We start from the raw sequence: 21,830 nt of genomic DNA, 5'->3' as shown, positions 1-21,830 counted from the left end.
GAACTAAAATCGTTCGCTGGATAAATTGTAAAGAATTATTATTCAATAGGCAATTTTCAGATAATTATTGAAATTTCTGTCAATTTATGATATAATCAATCGGACTAAATACGAGGTGGCTTATGGCACATTTATTAGAAAAAACAAGAAAAATTACATCTATTTTGAAGCGCTCTGAAGAGCAGCTTCAAGAAGAGTTGCCATACAATGACATTACAAGACAGTTGGCAGAAATTATGGACTGTAATGCTTGTATTGTTAATAGCAAGGGACGTTTGTTGGGTTACTTTATGCGGTACAAAACAAACAATGACCGTGTAGAGGCCTTCTACCAAACTAAAATGTTCCCAGATGATTATATTCGTTCTGCTAATTTAATTTACGATACAGAGGCTAATTTGCCAGTCGAGCATGAATTATCCATCTTTCCGGTTGAGACACAGTCGGATTTTCCAGATGGTTTGACAACTATTGCACCAATTCATGTTTCAGGGATTCGTTTGGGATCTTTGATTATTTGGCGAAATGACGAGAAATTTGATAATGATGATTTGGTCTTAGTAGAAATTTCAAGTACCGTTGTGGGCATTCAGTTATTGAATTTCCAAAGAGAAGAAGATGAAAAGAATATCCGTCGTCGTACAGCAGTGACAATGGCAGTAAACACTTTGTCTTATTCAGAATTACGGGCTGTTTCAGCTATCCTAGGAGAGCTAAATGGGAATGAAGGCCACTTGACAGCTTCTGTCATTGCTGACCGTATTGGAATTACGCGGTCTGTTATTGTCAATGCCTTGCGTAAGCTAGAGAGTGCTGGGATCATTGAGAGCCGTTCTTTGGGAATGAAGGGGACTTATCTGAAAGTGTTGATTCCAGATGTTTTTGAGGAAATTAAAAAGAGGGACTACTGATGGCAAAAGCGCTAATTTCGATTGATTATACAGTTGATTTCGTGGCAGACGAGGGAAAGTTGACAGCCGGAGCTCCTGCTCAGGCAATTTCTGAAGCCATTGCCCAAGTAACTGAAGAAGCCTTTGAGCGTGGGGATTATATCTTTTTTACTATTGATGCCCACGATGAGAATGATGCCTTTCATCCTGAAAGCAAGCTTTTCCCTCCCCACAATATCAAGGGAACTAGTGGTCGAAACTTATATGGACCTTTGGCAGATTTCTATGAGAAACATAAAGGAGATTCTCGGGTCTTTTGGATGGATAAGCGCCACTATTCTGCTTTTTCTGGGACGGATTTAGATATTCGCTTGAGAGAAAGACATGTAGATACGGTCATTTTGACAGGAGTCTTGACGGATATTTGCGTTATGCATACGGCAATTGATGCCTACAATTTAGGCTACCATATCCAAGTGATAGAGCCGGCTGTTGCTTCGATTTCAGAGGAAAATCACAAATTTGCCCTCAATCACTTGCAAAATGTACTAGGTTCGACTATAATAGAAACAATTTAAAAGTAAAAGAGAAACAGAGTAGGTATGCTAACTTGCACAGAGAGCGCTGGAAGCTGAGAGCAGCGCCAAGAAAGCACAATTCGAAGAACATGTTTCATAATCTTTTGCGTGATAAAGCGCAAACGTTGCTCACGTTACGAGCTTAGAGGCTACCTTTTTAGGTGGCAAATAACAGTGGTACCACGGTTTTCGTCTGTTTTTACAGAGGAAGCTGTGGTTTTTTCTATATCTCTAAGATTTCATTCAAAATAGACAACGAAGTTCTATCCAAGGCTTTTTGATCAACCAACAAGGAAGCCGACAATGGATTTCTATAATGATTTGGTGGGCTATTGGTATGGGAATGCAAGAATATAGAAAAAGAAACTTTCACCAAATGAGAGTATAAAGAAAGAGGAAGAGATGAAAGAAATTTTTATCGGAAACTATGGTTTAGAGCAAGTTGGACAGACTATGACAGCACAAGGCTGGGTGGCAAATATCCGCAATCACGGTAAGCTGGCCTTTATTGAGTTGCGGGACCGTGAGGGCTTACTTCAGGTTTTTGTTAGCGGTGAGATTGAAGATTTTGCTAAGCTGGAAGAAATCGGCAAGGAAGATCTTATTGCAGTGACTGGACAAGTTGTTCAGCGTGAAGAGCGTTTTGTTAATAAAGCCATTAAGTCTGGTCAGGTTGAGCTGAGAGCTGAGAAAATTGAAGTCATTGCTAGTAGCAAGACATTACCTTTTGAGCTAGATCAGCATGCTCATACAGGAGAAGACCTGCGTCAGAAATACCGCTACCTGGACTTGCGCCGTGAGAAGATGACACATAACCTTAAAGTTCGTCATCAGGTCACCTCAACTATTCGAGAATATTTGAATGGTTTGGACTTTTTGGAAGTGGAGACGCCTTATCTGACTAAGTCAACTCCTGAAGGTGCTAGAGACTTCTTAGTTCCTAGTCGGATCTATAAAAATCAATTCTACGCGCTACCTCAGAGCCCACAGATGCTCAAACAGTTGCTTATGGGAGCTGGCCTTGAGCGCTATTATCAGATTGTTCGTTGCTTCCGTGACGAAGACCTGCGGGGGGACCGGCAGCCAGAGTTTACTCAGGTGGATTTGGAGTTGAGCTTTGCCAGCGAGGAAGAAATCCGAGCTCTGGTTGAAGCTATGCTCAAGTCTGTTGTCAAGAAAACTCATGGTTTAGAGCTGACGGAAGCTTTTCCGACGATCAGCTATGAAGAAGCTATGAGTCGTTTCGGCTCTGATAAGCCAGATACACGCTTTGGTTTAGAGCTGAAGAATTTGACGGATTTATGCCAGTCCAATGAATCGCTTCTTATCAAGAAAGCCTTGGATAACCAAGAGGAAGTGATGGGAATCTGTGTGCCAGGTGCGGCTAGTGCTTTTAGCAAAAAGCAACTAAGTCACTACTATCAGGAAATGAAGGAATTTGGTTGTAGCCGTTTTGCCAGCCTCAAGGTTGAAAATGGCCAGTTGGTTGGTGATTTGGCTAGCACCTTTGAAGCTGAAAGTCAGGAGTTACTGACACGTTTTGAGGCAAAGGATGGAGATTTAATCCTGCTAGTCATGGCTAAGAAGCGTCGAGCTCGGGAAGCTTTGGGACATCTTCGCCTAGAAGTCGCAAAAGCTTTAGACTTGATTGATCCGAGTCTGCTTCATTTCCTCTGGGTTGTAGATTGGCCACTGCTGGAGTGGAATGAAGATCAAAATCGCTATCAAGCTATGCACCATCCTTTCACACAGGGAATCTTTGAAGAAGGCCAAGAGCCTGGTCAATTCCGTAGCCACGCCTACGACATCGTCTTGAACGGCTATGAGATTGGCGGAGGAAGTCTGCGGATTCATGATCGGAAGGCTCAGGAAGCTATGTTTGAGCTTTTAGGCATGAGCCGAGAAGACTATGAACGTGACTTTGGTTTCTTCCTGGAAGCCTTGGAATACGGATTCCCGCCACATGGTGGTTTAGCTCTAGGATTGGATCGTTTAGTTATGATCTTGGCTGGAGAGCAAAATATTCGCCAGGTCATCGCCTTTCCAAAAAATGGTACAGGCTTTGATCCTATGCTGGAAAGTCCGAGTCTGGTTGACCAAAGACAGGTAAAAGAATTGCATTTGGAATTGAAGAAATAGAGCCAAATATGGTAAAATGAAATGATGCGAATTCCTGAAAGATAGCAGGAATAAGCCCAAGAAAGGAGTTAGTGGATGCTAAAAAATCGGTGTCCTCTAGCCTATCAAATCGAAGGTGAGCTAAGCTCTGGAAATAAAGAACTCAACTCAAATTCTTATTTTCAGTCACTAAAACTCACATATTCTACGAAAGGAATCAGAGATGAAGATTACTCAAGAAGAAGTAAGTCATGTAGCTAAGCTATCAAAGTTGGCTTTCTCACCAGAAGAAACAGCTGAGTTTGCAACGACTTTGTCTAAGATTGTCGACATGGTCGAATTGCTCAATGAAGTAGATACAGAGGGTGTGCCTTTCACTTCTAATGTAGCTGCCAATATCAACTATATGCGAGAAGATGTGGCTCAGCCAGGCTGGAATCGGGAAGAGCTTTTCCAAAATGTGCCTGAAAAAGAGCGGGGGTACATCAAAGTGCCTGCCATCCTAGATGACGGAGGAGATGCCTAATGACTTTTAATCACAAGACTATTGAAGAGTTGCATGATTTGCTGGTCAAGAAAGAAATTTCTGCGGTAGAGTTAACTCAGGCAACTTTGGCGGATATTAAAGAACGTGAAGGAGCTGTAGACAGCTTCATTACTGTTAGCGAAGAGGAAGCTTTGGCTCAGGCTGCGGCTCTAGATGCCAAGGGCATTGATGCTGACAATCTCATGAGCGGGATTCCGCTGGCAGTTAAGGACAATATCTCAACCAAGGGGATTTTGACGACGGCTGCCTCTAAAATGCTCTACAACTATAAGCCGATTTTCGATGCGACCAGCGTAGAGAAGCTTTACGGTAAGGATATGATTATCGTTGGGAAGACCAACATGGACGAGTTTGCCATGGGCGGTTCCAGCGAAAACTCTTACTTTAAGACGACTAAGAATGCTTGGGACAGCAGTAAGGTTCCTGGTGGATCATCTGGTGGTTCAGCGACAGCTGTTGCCTCTGGTCAGGTCCGTCTGTCACTAGGTTCGGATACGGGTGGTTCTATTCGCCAGCCTGCTTCCTTTAACGGTGTAGTCGGTCTCAAGCCAACTTACGGACGGGTTTCTCGTTTTGGTCTCATTGCTTTTGGTTCTTCTTTAGACCAGATTGGGCCTTTCTCTCAAACGGTTAAGGAAAATGCACAGCTTCTGAATGTTATTTCTGGTAATGATCCTAAGGATTCGACATCATCACAAGAGGCAGTGCCAGACTTTACCAGCAAGATTGGCCAAGACATCAAGGGAATGAAGATTGCCCTGCCTAAGGAATACATGGGTGAGGGAATTGACAGCAAGGTTAAGGAAACGATTTTAGCAGCTGCGAAGCACTTGGAAATCTTGGGAGCTATCGTTGAAGAAGTTAGCTTGCCTCATAGCAAGTACGGTGTGGCTGTTTACTATATCATTGCTTCCTCTGAAGCCAGCTCTAACCTGCAACGTTTTGACGGTATTCGCTATGGCTACCGCGCAGAAGGCATTGAAAATCTAGAAGATGTCTATGTCAAATCTCGTAGCGAAGGCTTTGGTGAAGAAGTGAAACGTCGGATCATGCTGGGTACTTTCAGCTTGTCATCTGGTTACTATGATGCTTACTTCAAGAAAGCTGGTCAGGTTCGGACCTTGATTATGCAAGATTTTGCTAAGGTTTTTGAAAAATATGATTTGATCTTAGGTCCAACTGCACCAACAGTAGCATATGACTTGGGCAGTCAAAACCAAGATCCAGTGGCTATGTATCTGGCTGACCTTTTGACCATTCCAGTCAATCTGGCTGGCCTACCTGGCATTTCAATTCCAGCTGGTTTTGCAGACGGTCTTCCTGTCGGCTTGCAGCTGATTGGGAACCACTTCGATGAAGCGACCATCTATCAGGCAGCCGCAGCATTTGAAGCGACGACTGACTACCACAAACAGCAGCCAGTTATCTTTGGAGGTGAAAAATAATGAACTTTGAAACAGTTATCGGACTGGAAGTCCATGTTGAATTGAAGACCAATTCAAAAATTTTCTCACCAGCTCCAGCTCACTTCGGTGAAGATCCCAATGCCAACACCAATATCATTGACTGGTCCTTCCCAGGTGTCCTGCCTGTTATGAATAAGGGTGTCATTGACTATGGTATCAAGGCTGCTCTGGCCTTGAACATGGATATTCACCAGAAGATGCACTTTGACCGCAAAAATTACTTCTATCCGGACAATCCAAAAGCCTATCAAATTTCTCAGTTTGATGAGCCGATTGGCTACAATGGCTGGATTGAGATTGAGCTAGAAGATGGCACGACCAAGAAAATCCGTATCGAGCGGGCTCACTTGGAAGAAGATGCTGGAAAGAATACCCACGGTAGCGATGGCTACTCTTATGTGGACCTCAACCGTCAAGGAGTGCCACTGATTGAGATTGTATCTGAAGCGGATATGCGCAGTCCAGAAGAAGCTTATGCCTATCTGACTGCCCTCAAGGAAATCATCCAGTACACGGGCATTTCTGATGTTAAGATGGAAGAGGGCTCCATGCGTGTCGACGCCAATATTTCCATCCGTCCTTATGGTCAGGAAGAGTTTGGTACCAAGACTGAGCTGAAAAACCTCAACTCCTTCAACTTTGTTCGTAAGGGTCTAGCATTTGAGGAAAAACGCCAGGCTGAAATCCTACGCAGCGGTGGCCAAATCCGTCAGGAAACCCGTCGTTATGACGAAGCAACTGGCGAAACTCTGCTCATGCGGGTTAAGGAAGGTTCAGCGGACTACCGTTACTTCCCAGAGCCTGATCTGCCTATCTTTGAGATTGAGGATGCTTGGATTGAGCAAGTGCGTAGCAGTCTGCCAGCCTTTCCAAAAGAACGCCGGGCTAAGTATGTGGGCGATTATGGTCTGTCTGACTACGATGCCAAGCAGTTAACAGCGACGAAAGCAGTTTCAGATTTCTTTGAAGCAGCTGTTGCGGCAGGCGGTGACGCCAAGGCTGTTTCTAACTGGCTCCAAGGAGATGTGGCTCAATACCTCAATGCCGAAGGCAAGACCATCTCTGAGATTGAGCTGACGCCTGAGAACCTGACTGAAATGATTGCTCTGATTTCAGACGGAACGATTTCCTCTAAGATTGCTAAGAAGGTCTTTGTCCATCTAGCTAAAAATGGTGGCTCTGCCAAGGAATATGTGCAAAAAGCTGGTCTGATTCAAATCTCAGACCCTGCCCAGCTTCTGCCAATCATCCAAGAAGTATTTGCCAACAACGAAAAAGCTATCAATGACTATAAGGGTGGCAATAAGAATGCGGCCAAGTCCTTGATCGGCCAGCTCATGAAGGCCACTAAGGGCCAAGCTAACCCGCAAGTAGCACAAAAACTGCTCAATGAAGAGTTGGAAAAACTATAGAAATAAGTAGAAAACCAGTCGTGAGGCTGGTTTTTTGCTTTTTCTTGAAATATCCGATATGATAGAATAGATAAAAATTAAAGGAGTTAGTTATGTCGGAAATTACAATTACGCGTGATACGGGTATTGTTGGTGTTGCTCAAAAAGTAGCGGTATATCTTAATGGTGAACTTGTACATAAACTTTCAAATAATGAAAGCAAAACTCTGTCATTTGAGGGAGACAGTATTGAGCTACAGGTTGGACAAAGTTTTATGAAGTCTCATAAAATTCAAGTAAAAAATGGCCAAAAGGTACTTGTTAAAGCTTCTGGAATTCGTGTTATGCTAGGAATTCTTGGGACTATCTTAGGCTTACCTTATTTACTTCTTGAAATAGAGGGTTAATATTCCCAAATTGCAACAGGAGCGGAATTTAAGATTTTCTAAACTATAGAAAAATCAGTCAGAAGTGACTGATTTTTTCTCTTCTATCCTATAATAAACAAAGTGATATAATTTGAAGTAACAAATGTTTTTAATTAAATCTTTTTTCTGAGATTCTGCTAATCTTTTGACAAGGTTTGTGAAAGGGTTTACAATAAAACTAACGAATTATAAAGCGAGGTATGTTTATGGCAAAAATGAAAGCTGCTCGTTGGTATGGCGCTAAAGATGTTCGCATTGAAGAGGTGGACGTACCAGAAGTCAAACCGCATCAGGTTAAGATTGCGGTCAAGTTCACAGGAATCTGTGGTACTGACTTGCATGAATACTTGGACGGACCAATTTTTATTCCGACTGAAACAGAGCATGTCTACTCTGGACAGAAAGCGCCTGTAACCTTGGGACATGAGTTTGCTGGGGAAATTGTTGAGGTTGGAAGTGACGTAACACGGGTCAAAGTTGGCGATCGGGTAACAGTTGAACCTATTTTAGCTAAGCATAATCTTGTCGGTGATTATAATTTGGACCCTAATCTAAACTTTGTCGGTTTGGCGGCTGATGGTGGTTTTGCCAAATATTGTGTTTTGGATGGAGACATTGTTCACAAAGTTCCAGATAGTCTTAGCTATGAGCAGGCAGCCTTGACAGAACCTGCTGCTGTGGCAGTTTACGCGGTCCGTCAGTCAGCTCTTAAGACGGGCGATACTGCGGTGGTCTTCGGTTTGGGACCAATTGGACTCTTGATTGTAGAGGCTTTGCGGGCGGCCGGTGCCTCTAAGATTTATGGTGTCGAGTTATCTCCAGAGCGCCAAGCAAAAGCAGAGGAGCTTGGGGCCATCATTGTGCGACCAGAAGAAGGTGAAGATGTGGTAGCTGCTATCCAGCGTTTAACGGGTGGTGGAGCAGATGTGTCTTATGAAGTAACCGGAGTACCAGTTGTTCTGGGGCAAGCTTTGGCTGCTGTTCACAAGGCTGGAGAATGTATGGTGGTTTCTATTTGGGAGCGAGAAGCCAGCATTAATCCAAATGAATTTGCCATTCAAGAAAAATCGCTTAAGGGTATTATCGCCTATCGGCATATATTCCCTAAGGTGCTGGAGCTGATGGAGCAAGGCTACTTCTCTGCGGATAAGCTTGTGACCAAGAAGATTAAGCTGGAGGATATTGTGCAAGAAGGCTTTATCGAGCTGACTCAGGATAAGGCTCAGATTAAAATTTTGGTGTCCCCTGAATAAATTTTTGCTTAACTATGGTATGAAAATCAGTCAAAATTGGCTGATTTTTCTTTATGGTTTATGCTATAATAAACAAAGTAATAGGAGAGAGATTTAGGATGTCTAAGACAGTAAGAGGGACCATTTATACACTAGTGGCTGGGACAGCTTGGGGGCTGTCTGGAACGAGTGGCCAATATTTGATGGTGCACGGATTTTCTGCTCTGAGTTTGGCCAACTTTCGCTTATTAGTGGCGGGTCTTGCTCTGATAGGGATGGCTTATTTTGCTGATCCCAAGTCATTTGGTCAGATCTGGAAGGATAAGCAATCACTCGTGATGATCTTTGTTTTTGCTTTGTTTGGTCTTTTTCTTAATCAATACGCCTATTTGGAGGCTATTCATGAAACAAATGCAGGAACAGCAACAGTGCTACAATATTTATGTCCTGTGGGGCTTTTAGCCTATACTTGCATCAAGGATAAGGTCTCCCCAACTGTATCAGAAATCGCTTCGATGATTTTAGCGATTGGTGGTACTTTCTTGATTGCAACTCATGGTCAGCTTAATCAGTTATCTATGACGCCAAAGGGCTTACTTCTAGGTTTATTCTCTGCCTTTACATACTCGCTCTATATCCTTTTGCCTATTGATGTGATAAAAAAATGGGGTAGTATGTTGGTGATTGGAATTGGTATGACAGTAGCTGGCCTTCTTTTACTCCTTTTCAGTGGCTTAAGTCAACATCAATGGAAGTTTACTCCTGATATTGTCATGGCCTTGTTCGGTATTATCCTTGTTGGAACCATCTTTGCCTATACCGTCTTTTTGAAAGGAACAACCTTGGTAGGACCAGTTAAATCAAGTTTGCTAGCTTCGATTGAGCCGATTTCAGCAGTTTTCTTTGCTTTTTTAATCATGCAGGAACAATTTTACGCTCTAGATTTTCTAGGAATGGCTATGATTCTAGTCGCGGTTATGTTGATTTCTTTAAAAGACTTGCTCATCCAAAGAAAAAAAGGACTTTTATAAATCTATCTCAAAAGACCGAGACATTTGTCTCGGTCTTTTGTATGCTTCTTCTTATTTGGGCGCCATTTGCCAGAAGAGATCAATAATATAAGTCAAGCCATAAGTGTAAACAACTAGTGTGAAGGGTTTGCACAGAATGATAATAATCATATAGCGTTTGAAAGTCATCTTGGTCAGAGCAGCCAGCATACAAAGAAAATCTGCGGGGCTGATTGGCCAAATCATCATAAAGATGAAAAAACGATCAAAACGATTGCCTTCATCAAGCCAGCCAATGTATTTGTCGTAAGTTCGCTTGCTGACAACGGATTGAACAAAGGCCGGGCCATAGATTCGAACCAGGTAGAAGATGATGGCGCAACCAATGACGATACCGATGTAGTTATAGATCGTTCCTACGATGTGTCCATAGATAAAGACACCAGCGACTGAGGTTAAAGCTCCAGGAATAATTGGGACCACAGTTTGCAGAATTTGTAAAAAGATAAAGAGTGGGGGTCCCCATATGCCTGCTTGTTGGATGAAAGCAGAGAGTGTTTCTTTTGATTGTAAAACTCCGGCTTGATAAGCCCAGATACAAAAGGCGATAGTCCCAACAGCCCCAATAATAGAAGACCAATTAATAACTTTTTGTAAAAAAGGGGACACAGCCTGTAATTGTCGATTTCTCTCTGACATACTTTCCTCCAATAAAATAAACTAATTCTACTATAGCATGTTTTACGTTTTTTGTAAGCTTTGGGCTGTGAGGGTCCAAAATTCTAAAAGATGATAAAATTATATAAGCAATTGACAATAATCTATAATTGTGTAAAAATTGGAATGATTGCATATATCTAGGTTGAAATTTCAGTGTGTCAGGAGGTTCTCCAGTGGAAGAATATCTAAATCTATATCGTCAAAAATTGTGGGAGATTGCATATGAGAATCTCATAAGAACATTTTTCTATCCAACTACAATCTTGTTGTTCGTATTATTTTTAATTTTTTGGTGCATCTTTTTTAGAAAAAAATGGATTATTCTATTCATATCAAGTTATTTCTTTTTGTTTCTCTTTGCTATAGCTGCAGAATATGTGAATAGCTATGATAAAATTATGAATTCAGATTCATTATACAATAGTTATTTTGTAGGTTTATTAAAGCGTGAAACAGTTTTACCAATGCTTAAGAAGGTAGATGAGATTCCCCTAGCTAGTGTTGATGGAAAATTGGAGAGAAAAAATATTATACTATTTGCTTTATCTAATCCGATGTATTATGGTGGTCTTTTTAATGATACGGCAGATTTCTTTACAGGTGGTCATATAGTAGGGAAATTATTTCTAGTTGCTTTAGTAGGATATGAAGAGAAAGATGGTCAATGGCAATCTGTCGATATTCGTATCGCCCCAGGTGAGGAAGAAAAGGATTTTCAGAAGTTTTCTAAGGTGCTTCACATCACAAGAGATGGAAAAGAAGGAGAAACGACTATTATCCTTGAACTTCAAAAGTTTTATGAATTGAAGTTACGGAAAGAAAAAAATTGAGATTTGTTTGGACTATGAGCATAATCTTTGTTCCATTTTAAAATAAAGCTTCCTGTTTGGGGAGCTGTTTTCATTTGCTTGGAAAATAGAAAAGTGAACATCACCTAGCCACTCTAGAAGAAAGAGGACCATGAGTGCCAAAAAGCCCATTTTATGCTATAATAATGAGAATACGAATTTTTGGAGAGAGATGTGGCGATTGAAGATTATATGCCGGACTTTGCGGTTGAGGCAGTTTACGATTTGACAGTAGAGAGTTTGAAAAAACAGGGGATCAAAGCGGTTTTGGTGGATTTGGATAACACCCTGATTGCTTGGAATAATCCTGACGGAACCCCAGAGATGAAGAAGTGGCTCCATGATTTGCGGGACGCGGGTATTCGAATTATCGTAGTGTCCAATAATAACCAAAAACGGGTAAAGCGGGCTGTTGAAAAGTTTGAAATTGACTATATCTACTGGGCGATGAAACCCTTCACTTGGGGAATCGACCGAGCACTCAAGCTTTTCCATTTTGAAAAAAATGAAGTGGTCATGGTGGGCGATCAGCTCATGACGGATATTCGAGCAGCGCATCGGGCCGGGATTCGCTCGATTTTGGTCAAACCGCTGGTTGAGCACGACTCTATTAAGACTCAGATCAATCGGGCGCGTGAACGCCGTGTGCTCAAGAAAATCAATGAAAAATACGGCCCAATTCAATACAAAAAAGGAATTTAAGCATGGAAGAACTTCTCTGTATCGGCTGCGGAGCCACTATTCAGACAGAAGATAAGGGCAAGCTAGGCTACACGCCTCAGTCAGCTCTAGAAAAAGGCTTGGAGACAGGCGAACTCTATTGTCAACGCTGTTTCCGCCTGCGCCATTATAATGAAATCAGCGACGTCCAGCTGACGGATGATGACTTTCTACGGCTTCTTCATGAGGTTGGAGATAGTGATGCCTTGGTCGTCAATGTTGTCGATATTTTTGACTTCAATGGCTCGGTCATCCCTGGCCTGCCTCGCTTTGTTGCTGGAAACGATGTTCTCTTGGTCGGGAATAAAAAGGACATTCTGCCTAAGTCGGTCAAGGATAGCAAGGTGACCCAATGGCTGACGGAGAGGGCTCACGAAGAAGGTCTGCGTCCAGTCGATGTGGTCCTGACCTCTGCTCAGAACAAGCAGGCGATTAAGGACTTGATTGACAAGATTGAGCACTGTCGTAAAGGGCGTGATGTTTATGTGGTCGGCGTTACCAATGTCGGCAAATCCACTTTGATTAACGCCATTATTCAGGAAATCACAGGCGACAAGGATATTATTACGACTTCGCGCTTCCCGGGGACAACTCTAGATAAAATCGAGATTCCTTTGGCAGATGGCAGTCATATCTATGATACGCCGGGTATTATCCATCGTCACCAGATGGCTCACTATCTTTCTGCTAAGAATCTCAAATACGTCAGTCCCAAAAAGGAAATCAAACCCAAAACCTACCAGCTCAATCCAGAGCAAACCCTCTTTTTAGGTGGTTTGGGTCGCTTTGACTTTGTGGCGGGAGACAAGCAAGGCTTCACAGCTTATTTTGATAATGAGCTTAAGCTCCACCGTACCAAATTGCAAGGTGCTAGCGAATTTTATGACAAGCATGTTGGTAGTCTCTTGGTGCCGCCAGTTGGTAAGGAAAAGGAAGAGTTTCCAGCCTTGGTCAAGCATGAATTTACCATCAAGGACAAGACAGATATCGTATTCTCAGGTTTGGGCTGGATTCGCGTCAGTGGTCCTGCTCGAGTAGCTGGTTGGGCGCCAGAGGGTGTGGCGGTTGTCACAAGGAAAGCGATTATATAATACTCAAGAAACAAAGGGGAATAAATCTCCTTAAAATAAGGAAGGAAAAGGCCATGAACAGTGGGAAGACAAGCAAGTCCTAACTGATTCAAGCCTTATAGAAGAACATGACACTAACATCAAAACAACGCGCCTTTCTCAACAGTCAGGCACATAGTCTCAAACCTATCATTCAGATTGGGAAAAATGGACTCAACGACCAAATCAAAACTAGCGTCCGTCAAGCACTGGATGCTCGAGAACTGATTAAGATCACACTTTTGCAGAATACAGATGAGAATATCCACGAGGTCGCTGAGATTCTGGAAGAGGAAATCGGAGTGGATACGGTGCAGAAGATTGGCCGGATCTTGATTCTCTACAAGCAGTCCAGCAAAAAGGAAAATCGCAAACTCTCTGTCAAAGTAAAACAAATTTAAGGAAAAATTTCTGTGGAGATGTCAGCCTATGGCTATTGAATTACTGACCCCCTTTACCAAGGTGGAATTAGAACCAGAAGTTAAAGATAAAAAACGCAAACAGATTGGCATTTTAGGTGGGAATTTCAACCCTGTCCACAATGCTCATTTGGTCGTGGCGGATCAGGTCCGACAACAGTTAGGCTTGGATCAGGTCCTGCTCATGCCAGAGTACGAGCCACCCCATGTGGATAAGAAAGAGACCATTGATGAAAAGCATCGGCTGAAAATGCTGGAGCTGGCTATTGAGGGCATTGAAGGCTTAGGGATTGAAACTATTGAGCTGGAGCGCAAGGGAATTTCTTACACCTATGACACCATGAAGCTCTTGACAGAGCAGCACCCAGATACAGACTATTACTTTATCATCGGTGCGGATATGGTGGACTACCTGCCCAAGTGGTACCGGATTGATGAGCTGGTTGAACTGGTTCAGTTTGTTGGTGTCCAGCGACCGCGCTACAAGGCGGGGACTTCTTACCCCGTTATCTGGGTGGATGTGCCCCTTATGGATATTTCCTCCAGTATGGTGCGGGATTTCCTGTCTCAGGGACGGACTCCTAATTTCCTACTGCCTCAGCCAGTCTTAGACTATATCGAGAAAGAAGGGCTTTATCTATGACCTATGAAAGTTATATCAGTATGAGTCGTGAGGCCTTGCTGGCTAAGATGGAAACAGTCATGCCCGAGAAGCGCCTGTGGCATTGTCTAGGTGTGGAAAAGGCTGCCCGTGAATTAGCGGAGCGCTTTGGTCTTGACGTCGAAAAAGCAGGTCTGGCAGGTCTCCTACACGACTATGCTAAGAAGGTCTCGGACGAGGATTTTCTATCCTTGATTGACAAATACCGGCTGGATCCGGACTTGAAAAACTGGGGCAATAATGTCTGGCATGGCATGGTGGGTATTTACAAGATTCAGGAAGATTTAGGCATCAAAAATGCTGAGATACTGCGAGCCATCGAGATTCATACAGTGGGCAGTAGCACCATGTCTGAGCTGGACAAGGTGGTCTATGTCGCCGACTATATTGAACACAACCGGGACTTTCCAGGAGTGGACAAGGCCAGAGAGCTGGCTCAGCGGTCGCTCAATCAAGCCGTGGCATACGAAACAGCAAGGACTGTGGAGCACTTGGCTCACAAAGGCATGCCCATCTATCCGCAGACCTTGGAAACCTACAATGCCTTTGTAGAATATTTGAAGGAAATAGAAGAATGAAAACAGCTCTAATCATTATAGATGTGCAAAATATCTTAGTGGAGACAGGTTTTCAGTCTGATAAAATGATGGATAAAATTTCCTTTCTGCAGCATCAGGCTAGGAGTAAAGGTGTCGAAATTATCTATATTCAGCATATTGAAAATCCAGAAGATAGTGCATTGGAAGATTGGCAGTTGTCTTCTTTCTTGAATCGAAAGTCAGATGAAAAGGTCTTTCAGAAGAAGTATAATAGTATTTTTAAAGAGACAGGTTTGAAGGATTACTTGGAAAAAGAAGATATTGGTCGTCTAGTTTTATGTGGAATGCAGACGGAATATTGTGTGGATACCTCTGTCAAGGTTGCTTTTGAATATGGCTATAAGCTTATTGTTCCAGAAGGAACTTGTACAACGTTTGATGGTGATGACATTCCAGCAGAAACGATAAATGAATTTTATGAGGACATCTGGGATGGACGTTTTGCGGAAGTTCTAGATTACAAAAACATTTTTAATTAAAGAGGAACTATGAAAGAACAAGAATTATTAGAACTGGTCGTGAAGGCGGCCGATGAAAAGCGTGCAGAAGATATTGTGGCTTTGGACTTGCAAGGTCTGACTACTGTGACAGATTACTTTGTCATCGTCAGCTCTATGAACAGTCGTCAGCTGGATGCAGTCGCTGAAAATATCCGTGAGAAAGCTGCTGCGGTGGGTGTTTCTGCTGGTCATGTTGAGGGAGACGCAGCTGGTGGCTGGGTACTCTTAGACTTGGGAGGCATCGTCGTCCATGTCTTTTCTGAGGAAATGCGGACGCATTACAATTTGGAAAAGTTGTGGCACGAAGCAACTGGTGTGGATGTTGCGGCCCTATTGGAAGAAAAAAATAAGTGATTTTTTGCCTTTAGGCAAGAAAGCAGAATTCGGCTCAGTCAGCCTGCTGGCTGGGCTATTTTTGAAAGGAAAAGTATGGCAACTTATGAAACCTTCGCGTCGGTTTACGATGCGATTATGGATGATTCTTTGTATGAGAAGTGGACGGATTTCAGCCTGCGTCATTTTCCCAAGGATAAGAAAAAGCTGCTGGAGTTGGCCTGTGGTACGGGCATTCAGTCTATTTATTTTAAGCAGGCAGGGTTCGAGGTGACGGGGCTGGATTTGAGTCAGGAAATGCTGGATTTGGCAGAGAAGCGTAGCAGAGAAGCCGGTTTGGACATTCCCTTCATACAGGGCAATATGCTGGATTTGAGTGGCGTCGGTCAGTTTGATTTGGTGACTTGTTATTCGGATTCGATTTGCTATATGGAGGACGAAGTAGATGTTGGTCAGGTCTTCACTCAAGTCTACCAGCATCTAAATGAGGGCGGTCGCTTTATCTTCGATGTGCACTCGATTTACCAGATTGACGAGGTTTTTCCAGGCTATTCTTATCATGAAAATGTTGAAACCTTTGCCATGGTCTGGGATTCTTATGCGGACGAACCGCCTCATTCCATCGTGCATGAGCTGACCTTCTTTGTCCAAGACGAAGATGGGCGTTTCACGCGCCATGATGAGGTGCATGAGGAGCGGACCTATGAGATTCTGACCTATGATATCTTGCTGGAGCAGGCTGGCTTTAAGAATGTCAAGGTTTATGCGGACTTTGAGGACAAGGAGCCAACTGACAAGAGCGCTCGCTGGTTCTTTGTGGCGGAGAAATGAGATGACAGTTACCGGTATTATCGCAGAGTTTAATCCTTTTCATAATGGCCACAAATATCTGCTGGAGCAGGCTTCTGGTCTGAAAATTATCGCTATGAGTGGTAATTTTGTTCAGCGAGGGGAGCCGGCTATCGTGGACAAGTGGACTCGAGCACAGATGGCTTTGGAAGCTGGAGCGGATTTGGTCCTTGAGCTGCCTTTCTTGGTCAGCGTTCAGGCGGCGGACTTTTTCGCTAAGGGGGCAGTAGACATCTTAGAGAGACTGGGCATTGATCATCTAATATTTGGAACTGAGGAAGTGCTGGATTATGAGAGTATTTCCAAGGTCTATGGTCAAAAGGCAGAGCAGATGGAGGCTTATCTGTCTGGTTTGCCTGATTCCCTATCCTATCCCCAGAAGACTCAGGCCATGTGGCAGGAGTTTGCAGAGCTCAATTTCTCAGGCTCCACTCCCAACCACATCTTGGGCTTGGCCTATGCCAAGGCTGTGGCGGGAAAAACTATAAAGCTGTGCCCGATTCAACGTCAGGGAGCTGGCTATCATTCCTTATCAGCTAATCAAGAATTTGCTTCCGCAACGGCCCTTCGCCAGAATCTGGATCAGCCAGACTTTCTTAAGAAATTCACTCCAGCCCATCACTTGCTTGAAACGGCTCCCAAGGTGACCTGGTCGGATCTCTTTCCTTATCTCCGTTACCAGATAGTGACCTGTCCGGCTTTGACAGACTTTTATCAGGTCAATCAGGAGTTGGCCGTTAGGATCAGAGAGGCCTTGAAAAGCAGTGAGACCATAGAAGAGCTAGTTGAGCAGGTGGCGACCAAGCGCTACACCAAGGCTCGGATCCGGCGTCTGCTGACCTATATTCTGGTCGGAGCTAGGCAAGAAGAGCTTCCGTCTGGCATCCATATTTTAGGCTTTTCTGAGCAGGGGCGGCAGCATTTGTCCCAGCTTAAGGGAGAGGTTGAATTGGTCAGCCGTATTGGCAAGGAACCATGGGACAGTTTGACCCAGCAGGCCGACAAGGTCTACCAGCTAGGCAATCCTGCACTTAAGGAACAGAATTTTGGACGAGTTCCGCTGATTTTATTGTAAAGAAAACTTCTATCTAAACTAGAAAGATAGAAGTCAAAGAATATAAAAATAGAAAAAGGAGTCTTCTTTTATGAGAATGAAAAAATCAATCTTACTTTCCCTCTTGGCTATCATTGCCCTTGGCCTAGGTGCCTGCTCAAACTCAAGCAATAATAAGCAGGCCAATGGCCAAGAAAACAGTGCTCAGAAAAAAACTAGTCAAAGTTCTAGTAAAACAAAAGACATAGATAGTCTATTGGAAGAAATCCAGATAGCCAACGAAAAAATGAGCAGTGTTCGTCAAAAAGGAGATATAAGCGGTTCATTAAAAACGAAAGACGGAACCATTCAAAAAAATCAAGAAATGACTTCGCAAGTTATCTATAAGACTGAAAAGCAAGAAGTAGAGATGGCAAACATTACTGTTAAGACTGTGGAGAATGGAGAAGAGAATTTTAAAGAACTCTTGATGCCGGGTGGTAAAAATACTCCATTATATACCCGTTATAATAAAACTGGAGAATGGGATAAAGAGCTTTATGGAGAAGGTGGAAAGTATATTGTTAATCCAGACTATTTCCAGCTCTTAAACGGCTTAAATAAACTAACGGAAGATTTAGCTTTAGAAGAAACGGACGACGCCTATGTCCTTACTTTGAAGAATAAGGGCGCCGACGTTATAGGCATTTATGAAAAAGAGTTTCAGTTTAACTTATCACAATTCCCTAAATCAAAATATAGGAATGAATTGACTGTAAAGATTGACAAAAAAAGTAAATTCCTCAAAGAATTCAAGATGGCTGTATCTACTTCAGGTAAAAAAGGAACACTTACTATCAAGAGTGAGATAAGCTACTCAGACTGGAACTTGGTTAAAAAGGAAGACATTCCAACCATCTCTGATGAGAAAAAAGAACAATAAGCCGGTGAGTTGAATTTCGCTATTCTATTTCAGTTTTCCAAGGCTAAGTTCAGAAAGACCAAGTCAATGGGGAATTCTAAGTTTAAGGTTAACAGGTAATGATCTCCTTTTCTGTGAAAGAAAAGATATAAAAGAGAGCCAATTAGACTATTTTTCTTAGTGATTTTTCCTTGTTCCTGTGTTATAATAAGAAAGATTAAAATGTAAACTATTAAAAGGAGAACCTCCAATGGGACGTAAATGGGCCAATATTGTGGCAAAGAAAACGGCCAAAGATGGCGCAAACTCAAAAGTATATGCTAAATTCGGTGTTGAAATCTATGTAGCAGCGAAAAAAGGTGATCCAGATCCAGAAACAAATACAGCTCTGAAATTTGTTATCGACCGAGCTAAGCAAGCACAAGTACCGAAGCACGTTATTGATAAAGCTATCGATAAAGCAAAAGGAAATACAGATGAGACCTTTACAGAAGGTCGTTACGAAGGTTTTGGGCCTAATGGTTCAATGTTAATCGTGGATACTTTGACTTCAAATGTGAACCGCACTGCCGCGAATGTTCGTGCTGCTTTTGGTAAAAACGGTGGGAACATGGGAGCAAGTGGTTCTGTTTCTTACCTTTTTGATAACAAAGGAGTTGTTGTATTTGCAGGAGATGATGCAGATAGCATCTTTGAATTGCTTTTGGAAGCAGATGTCGATGTAGATGATGTTGAAGCAGAAGAAGGAACAATTACGGTTTATACTGCACCAACGGATCTTCACAAGGCTATCGTAGCTCTGCGTGAGTCTGGCATTGAAGAATTCCAAGTGACAGAGTTAGAAATGATTCCTCAGTCAGAAGTGGTACTCTCTGGTGATGATCTTGCAACTTTTGAAAAATTAGTAGATGTCCTTGAAGACGATGAAGACGTTCAAAAAGTCTACACAAATGTCGAAGGCTTTTAATCTACTGGACCTGCAGTTGGAACTGCAGGTTTTTTTATTATAATCGAAAACTCCAAATGACGTTTACCAGTTAAGGCGATTATGATAAAATAAAGAGAACATATTATTTCAAGGAGACAAGCATGAAAAAAATCTTTCAATATGTAGCCATACTTGTAGCTGGACTGAGCTTGATGGCTTGTGATCTACTTCCTGGCCAAAGTAATGGTGGGGGCACTCCAGCAGAGCAGAAAGAGGCGAAATCAGGTGCCCTATCAGCTAGCAACAAAGAGATAGAAATGAAAGTAAAGGGCGGCCAGTATATTCTGCCAAGTGATGGAAAAGAAAATTCAAAATATTTAGCCTTGGAATTGGAAATTAAGAATAAATCAGATGAAACAGTTAGAATTTCTCCTTCTGATATTGATATCTATAATCCTAATGGTGAAAAAGTTAAGTTAAGCAGAGTCAGTGATTATAAGCATGGTTTTGAGACAATACAATTAGATAATCTCTCGGCAGGAAAATCTCTTTCTGGTTATTTAGTCTTTGAGGTTGAAACCAACGGTAAGTATGAACTTGAGTATGAGAAAAAGATTTATAACCCAAAACAGAAAATCAAAGGATTTAAATTGACTATTGATCCAGCTAAGTATCCTAATCAGGTGGCAGAAAGTAAGAAACTTGCTTTTGACTATCTCAATACTGTTTTCTTGGGCGGAAAAGCTAAAAGTAAGGATGAGGCTAAATCATCTGGTGGTAAGGAAGATTTTGTTTTGGGAGGGGACCTGTCCCAAAATGAAAGTGACTTCAGGGCAGCGTTTACAGAGGATTTCAAGCGTAAATTACATGATTATCCATTTACTGATGACGAAGTTAATGCTTTTATCGATTCTTATGTAGAAATGAATGCCAAAAGGGCTGAGATTTCTTATAGGGTAACTCAGTACCTACCAAATTCGGTTGTGATCAAGATTAGACCAAAAACGATCAGTCTAAGTAGAACGATTTTAAACCATCGTAAAGCGTTTTATGAAAAACATCGTTCAGAATATGCCAATCTGACCGAAATTAATAAGGCAATTGACAAGAATTATGCTGACGTGATGACGGCTGGTTTAGATTCTCATCCTCTTCTTACAACTGAATCTGAATACCAGTTAACATTTGTTAAGACGGATGGGAAATGGGTTGTAGAACCAGATTATACTTATGATTCTATTGTTGTCGCTTTTGAAGGCGATATATCATAAAAAGTAAAAAAGAGAGCCAGTTTCATCCATTAGGCCTCTCTTTTTTGTTTCTTCCTTAAGCTTTGTGCTATACTGGAGGATAGGTAAGTTAGAGGAAAAGGAGCCTGCTATGAAGAAATTTTATGACAAACTAATACAAACCCGCCACTATCTCCATCGTCATCCAGAACTGTCCGGTCAGGAATATCAAACAACGATTTTTTTAAAAAATTATCTGGAAGACCTTGAGATTAGAATATTAGATTCTAATCTCAAAACAGGTCTAATTGCTGAAATCGGCTCTGGACAGCCTATAATTGCCCTGAGAGCTGATATAGATGCATTGCCCATTTTTGAACAGACTAATTTGTCTTATGCCAGTCAAAATCCAGGTGTCATGCATGCCTGTGGCCATGATTTTCATCAGACAAGTCTCTTAGGGGCAGCAGAACTGCTCAAGGCTATGGAGGAAGATTTGCGAGGGACAATCCGTCTTATTTTCCAACCTGCTGAAGAGACTTCTTGCGGAGCTTTGGAAGTTATAGAGACAGGCTATTTAGATGATGTGAAAGCTATTGTTGGTTTTCACAATATGCCTCAGCTAAAAGCAAATCAGTTAGCCCTAAAGCCAGGGGCTATGATGGCTGGAGTAGAAAAATTCAAAGTAGAAGTGGAAGGGATTAGTAGTCATGCTGCACGGCCGGATCTGGGTGTTGATACAGTTTTAGCCTTGACTAGTATGGTCCAAGCTTTGCAAGTTTTGGTGGCCAGAACGGTCTCCCCTTTTGAGGCCAATGTTCTTTCTATTACCCATATCAAGGCAGGGACTACTTGGAATGTTCTGCCCCAAAATGGTTTTTTTGAAGGCACCATTCGATCCTTTAGTCCAAGCTCTCAAAAAAAATTAAAAGAAGACTTTATTAAAATTGTTGAAAATACAGCAGAAAACTTTGGTGCACGAGTTTCTATTACTTGGGATCAAACACCACCTGTGACTTATAATGATCCGGATTTGACCGAACTCTTATTTGAAAATTCTAAAACATTTGCTGAGGTGGTGGAGGCTAGACCTTCCACAGCTGGAGAAGACTTTGCTTTTTATCAGGAGAAGATTCCGGGAGTTTTTGCCTTTGTTGGCTCAAATGGAGCTGATGATGCACCTGATCTTCACCATGATACGATGACTATCGATGACCAAGCTTTTAAAGTATCTGTTCCATACTATGTCGAAAGTGCTCTCTGTTTATTAAGATGCTATAAATAACAACTATATCCCTAT

24 protein-coding genes are annotated in these 21,830 nt (G+C 42.3%); 23 read left to right on the top strand and 1 reads right to left on the bottom strand.

Annotated features, from left to right (window positions below):
- The first annotated feature begins 122 nt into the window (after positions 1 to 122).
- The 9 genes from codY (at position 123) to HMPREF0847_RS08680 (ending at position 9,681) form a co-directional block, all read left to right on the top strand.
- Positions 123 to 911, top strand: a complete 789-nt coding sequence (codY, locus tag HMPREF0847_RS08720) for a GTP-sensing pleiotropic transcriptional regulator CodY (protein WP_008808441.1) — start codon at positions 123 to 125, stop codon at positions 909 to 911.
- Positions 911 to 1,468 carry a cysteine hydrolase family protein gene (locus HMPREF0847_RS08715; RefSeq protein ID WP_008808442.1) on the top strand — a complete coding sequence of 186 codons (558 nt, stop codon included), beginning with the start codon at positions 911 to 913 and terminating at the stop codon, positions 1,466 to 1,468. Before codY ends, HMPREF0847_RS08715 begins: the two co-directional genes overlap by 1 nt.
- A 402-nt stretch (positions 1,469 to 1,870) precedes the next feature.
- Complete coding sequence (aspS, locus tag HMPREF0847_RS08710) at positions 1,871 to 3,607, top strand: aspartate--tRNA ligase (protein WP_008808443.1); 1,737 nt, start codon at positions 1,871 to 1,873, stop codon at positions 3,605 to 3,607.
- 202 nt (positions 3,608 to 3,809) lie between these two features.
- Complete coding sequence (gene gatC, locus HMPREF0847_RS08705) at positions 3,810 to 4,112, top strand: Asp-tRNA(Asn)/Glu-tRNA(Gln) amidotransferase subunit GatC (protein WP_005591696.1); 303 nt, start codon at positions 3,810 to 3,812, stop codon at positions 4,110 to 4,112.
- Complete coding sequence (gene gatA, locus HMPREF0847_RS08700; protein ID WP_008808444.1) at positions 4,112 to 5,578, top strand: Asp-tRNA(Asn)/Glu-tRNA(Gln) amidotransferase subunit GatA; 1,467 nt, start codon at positions 4,112 to 4,114, stop codon at positions 5,576 to 5,578. Before gatC ends, gatA begins: the two co-directional genes overlap by 1 nt.
- Positions 5,578 to 7,011 carry an Asp-tRNA(Asn)/Glu-tRNA(Gln) amidotransferase subunit GatB gene (gatB, locus tag HMPREF0847_RS08695; protein ID WP_008808445.1) on the top strand — a complete coding sequence of 478 codons (1,434 nt, stop codon included), beginning with the start codon at positions 5,578 to 5,580 and terminating at the stop codon, positions 7,009 to 7,011. The genes gatA and gatB overlap by 1 nt, the downstream gene beginning before the upstream one ends.
- 92 nt (positions 7,012 to 7,103) lie before the next feature.
- Positions 7,104 to 7,397 (top strand): hypothetical protein, encoded by a 294-nt coding sequence (locus HMPREF0847_RS08690; protein WP_008808446.1) that lies wholly within the window; start codon positions 7,104 to 7,106, stop codon positions 7,395 to 7,397.
- Positions 7,398 to 7,624: 227 nt separating this feature from the next.
- A complete protein-coding gene (locus HMPREF0847_RS08685; protein ID WP_008808447.1) occupies positions 7,625 to 8,671 on the top strand; it encodes a 2,3-butanediol dehydrogenase in 1,047 nt (348 codons plus the stop codon).
- A gap of 98 nt (positions 8,672 to 8,769) precedes the next feature.
- A complete protein-coding gene (locus tag HMPREF0847_RS08680; protein ID WP_008808448.1) occupies positions 8,770 to 9,681 on the top strand; it encodes a DMT family transporter in 912 nt (303 codons plus the stop codon).
- A 51-nt stretch (positions 9,682 to 9,732) separates the two neighbouring features.
- On the opposite strand, the gene HMPREF0847_RS08675 is transcribed toward HMPREF0847_RS08680, so the two are convergent.
- Entirely contained in the window at positions 9,733 to 10,359 is a 627-nt protein-coding gene (locus HMPREF0847_RS08675) for a TVP38/TMEM64 family protein (protein WP_008808449.1), read from the bottom strand.
- Between the two features lie 194 nt (positions 10,360 to 10,553).
- Here HMPREF0847_RS08675 and HMPREF0847_RS08670 point away from each other — a divergent pair, with 194 nt between their 5' ends.
- The 14 genes from HMPREF0847_RS08670 (at position 10,554) to HMPREF0847_RS08605 (ending at position 21,815) form a co-directional block, all read left to right on the top strand.
- Positions 10,554 to 11,210 (top strand): hypothetical protein, encoded by a 657-nt coding sequence (locus HMPREF0847_RS08670; protein WP_020992787.1) that lies wholly within the window; start codon positions 10,554 to 10,556, stop codon positions 11,208 to 11,210.
- A gap of 192 nt (positions 11,211 to 11,402) precedes the next feature.
- On the top strand, positions 11,403 to 11,930 hold the full coding sequence (locus HMPREF0847_RS08665; protein WP_020992786.1) for a YqeG family HAD IIIA-type phosphatase: 528 nt from the start codon (positions 11,403 to 11,405) through the stop codon (positions 11,928 to 11,930).
- Between the two features lie 2 nt (positions 11,931 to 11,932).
- Positions 11,933 to 13,039 carry a ribosome biogenesis GTPase YqeH gene (gene yqeH / locus HMPREF0847_RS08660; protein WP_008808452.1) on the top strand — a complete coding sequence of 369 codons (1,107 nt, stop codon included), beginning with the start codon at positions 11,933 to 11,935 and terminating at the stop codon, positions 13,037 to 13,039.
- 107 nt (positions 13,040 to 13,146) lie between these two features.
- The gene (yhbY, locus tag HMPREF0847_RS08655) at positions 13,147 to 13,458 is read left to right on the top strand and encodes a ribosome assembly RNA-binding protein YhbY (RefSeq protein ID WP_008808453.1); all 312 of its coding nucleotides are present in this window, start codon (positions 13,147 to 13,149) and stop codon (positions 13,456 to 13,458) included.
- Between the two features lie 28 nt (positions 13,459 to 13,486).
- Positions 13,487 to 14,119: a nicotinate-nucleotide adenylyltransferase gene (locus HMPREF0847_RS08650; RefSeq protein WP_008808454.1), complete on the top strand. Its 633-nt coding sequence runs from the start codon at positions 13,487 to 13,489 to the stop codon at positions 14,117 to 14,119.
- A complete protein-coding gene (gene yqeK / locus HMPREF0847_RS08645; protein ID WP_008808455.1) occupies positions 14,116 to 14,715 on the top strand; it encodes a bis(5'-nucleosyl)-tetraphosphatase (symmetrical) YqeK in 600 nt (199 codons plus the stop codon). The genes HMPREF0847_RS08650 and yqeK overlap by 4 nt, the downstream gene beginning before the upstream one ends.
- Positions 14,712 to 15,215 carry a cysteine hydrolase family protein gene (locus HMPREF0847_RS08640; RefSeq protein WP_008808456.1) on the top strand — a complete coding sequence of 168 codons (504 nt, stop codon included), beginning with the start codon at positions 14,712 to 14,714 and terminating at the stop codon, positions 15,213 to 15,215. Before yqeK ends, HMPREF0847_RS08640 begins: the two co-directional genes overlap by 4 nt.
- Before the next feature lie 9 nt (positions 15,216 to 15,224).
- Positions 15,225 to 15,590: a ribosome silencing factor gene (gene rsfS / locus HMPREF0847_RS08635; protein ID WP_008808457.1), complete on the top strand. Its 366-nt coding sequence runs from the start codon at positions 15,225 to 15,227 to the stop codon at positions 15,588 to 15,590.
- 75 nt (positions 15,591 to 15,665) lie between these two features.
- Positions 15,666 to 16,400 carry a class I SAM-dependent DNA methyltransferase gene (locus HMPREF0847_RS08630; RefSeq protein WP_008808458.1) on the top strand — a complete coding sequence of 245 codons (735 nt, stop codon included), beginning with the start codon at positions 15,666 to 15,668 and terminating at the stop codon, positions 16,398 to 16,400.
- A 1-nt stretch (position 16,401) separates the two neighbouring features.
- Positions 16,402 to 17,493, top strand: a complete 1,092-nt coding sequence (locus HMPREF0847_RS08625) for a nucleotidyltransferase (RefSeq protein WP_008808459.1) — start codon at positions 16,402 to 16,404, stop codon at positions 17,491 to 17,493.
- Positions 17,494 to 17,563: 70 nt separating this feature from the next.
- Positions 17,564 to 18,394: a DUF6612 family protein gene (locus HMPREF0847_RS08620; protein ID WP_020992785.1), complete on the top strand. Its 831-nt coding sequence runs from the start codon at positions 17,564 to 17,566 to the stop codon at positions 18,392 to 18,394.
- Positions 18,395 to 18,623: 229 nt separating this feature from the next.
- Positions 18,624 to 19,340: a YebC/PmpR family DNA-binding transcriptional regulator gene (locus HMPREF0847_RS08615; protein ID WP_008808461.1), complete on the top strand. Its 717-nt coding sequence runs from the start codon at positions 18,624 to 18,626 to the stop codon at positions 19,338 to 19,340.
- 122 nt (positions 19,341 to 19,462) lie between these two features.
- The gene (locus HMPREF0847_RS08610) at positions 19,463 to 20,572 is read left to right on the top strand and encodes a DUF4352 domain-containing protein (protein WP_008808462.1); all 1,110 of its coding nucleotides are present in this window, start codon (positions 19,463 to 19,465) and stop codon (positions 20,570 to 20,572) included.
- Between the two features lie 109 nt (positions 20,573 to 20,681).
- Positions 20,682 to 21,815, top strand: a complete 1,134-nt coding sequence (locus tag HMPREF0847_RS08605) for an amidohydrolase (protein ID WP_008808463.1) — start codon at positions 20,682 to 20,684, stop codon at positions 21,813 to 21,815.
- Positions 21,816 to 21,830 lie beyond the last annotated feature (15 nt).

Origin of the sequence: Streptococcus sp. 2_1_36FAA (assembly GCF_000161955.2) — a bacterium.
Classification (GTDB): domain Bacteria; phylum Bacillota; class Bacilli; order Lactobacillales; family Streptococcaceae; genus Streptococcus; species Streptococcus gordonii.
The sequence above is the reverse complement of the archived record's forward strand: the minus strand, read 5'-3'. Positions and strand labels throughout refer to the sequence as shown.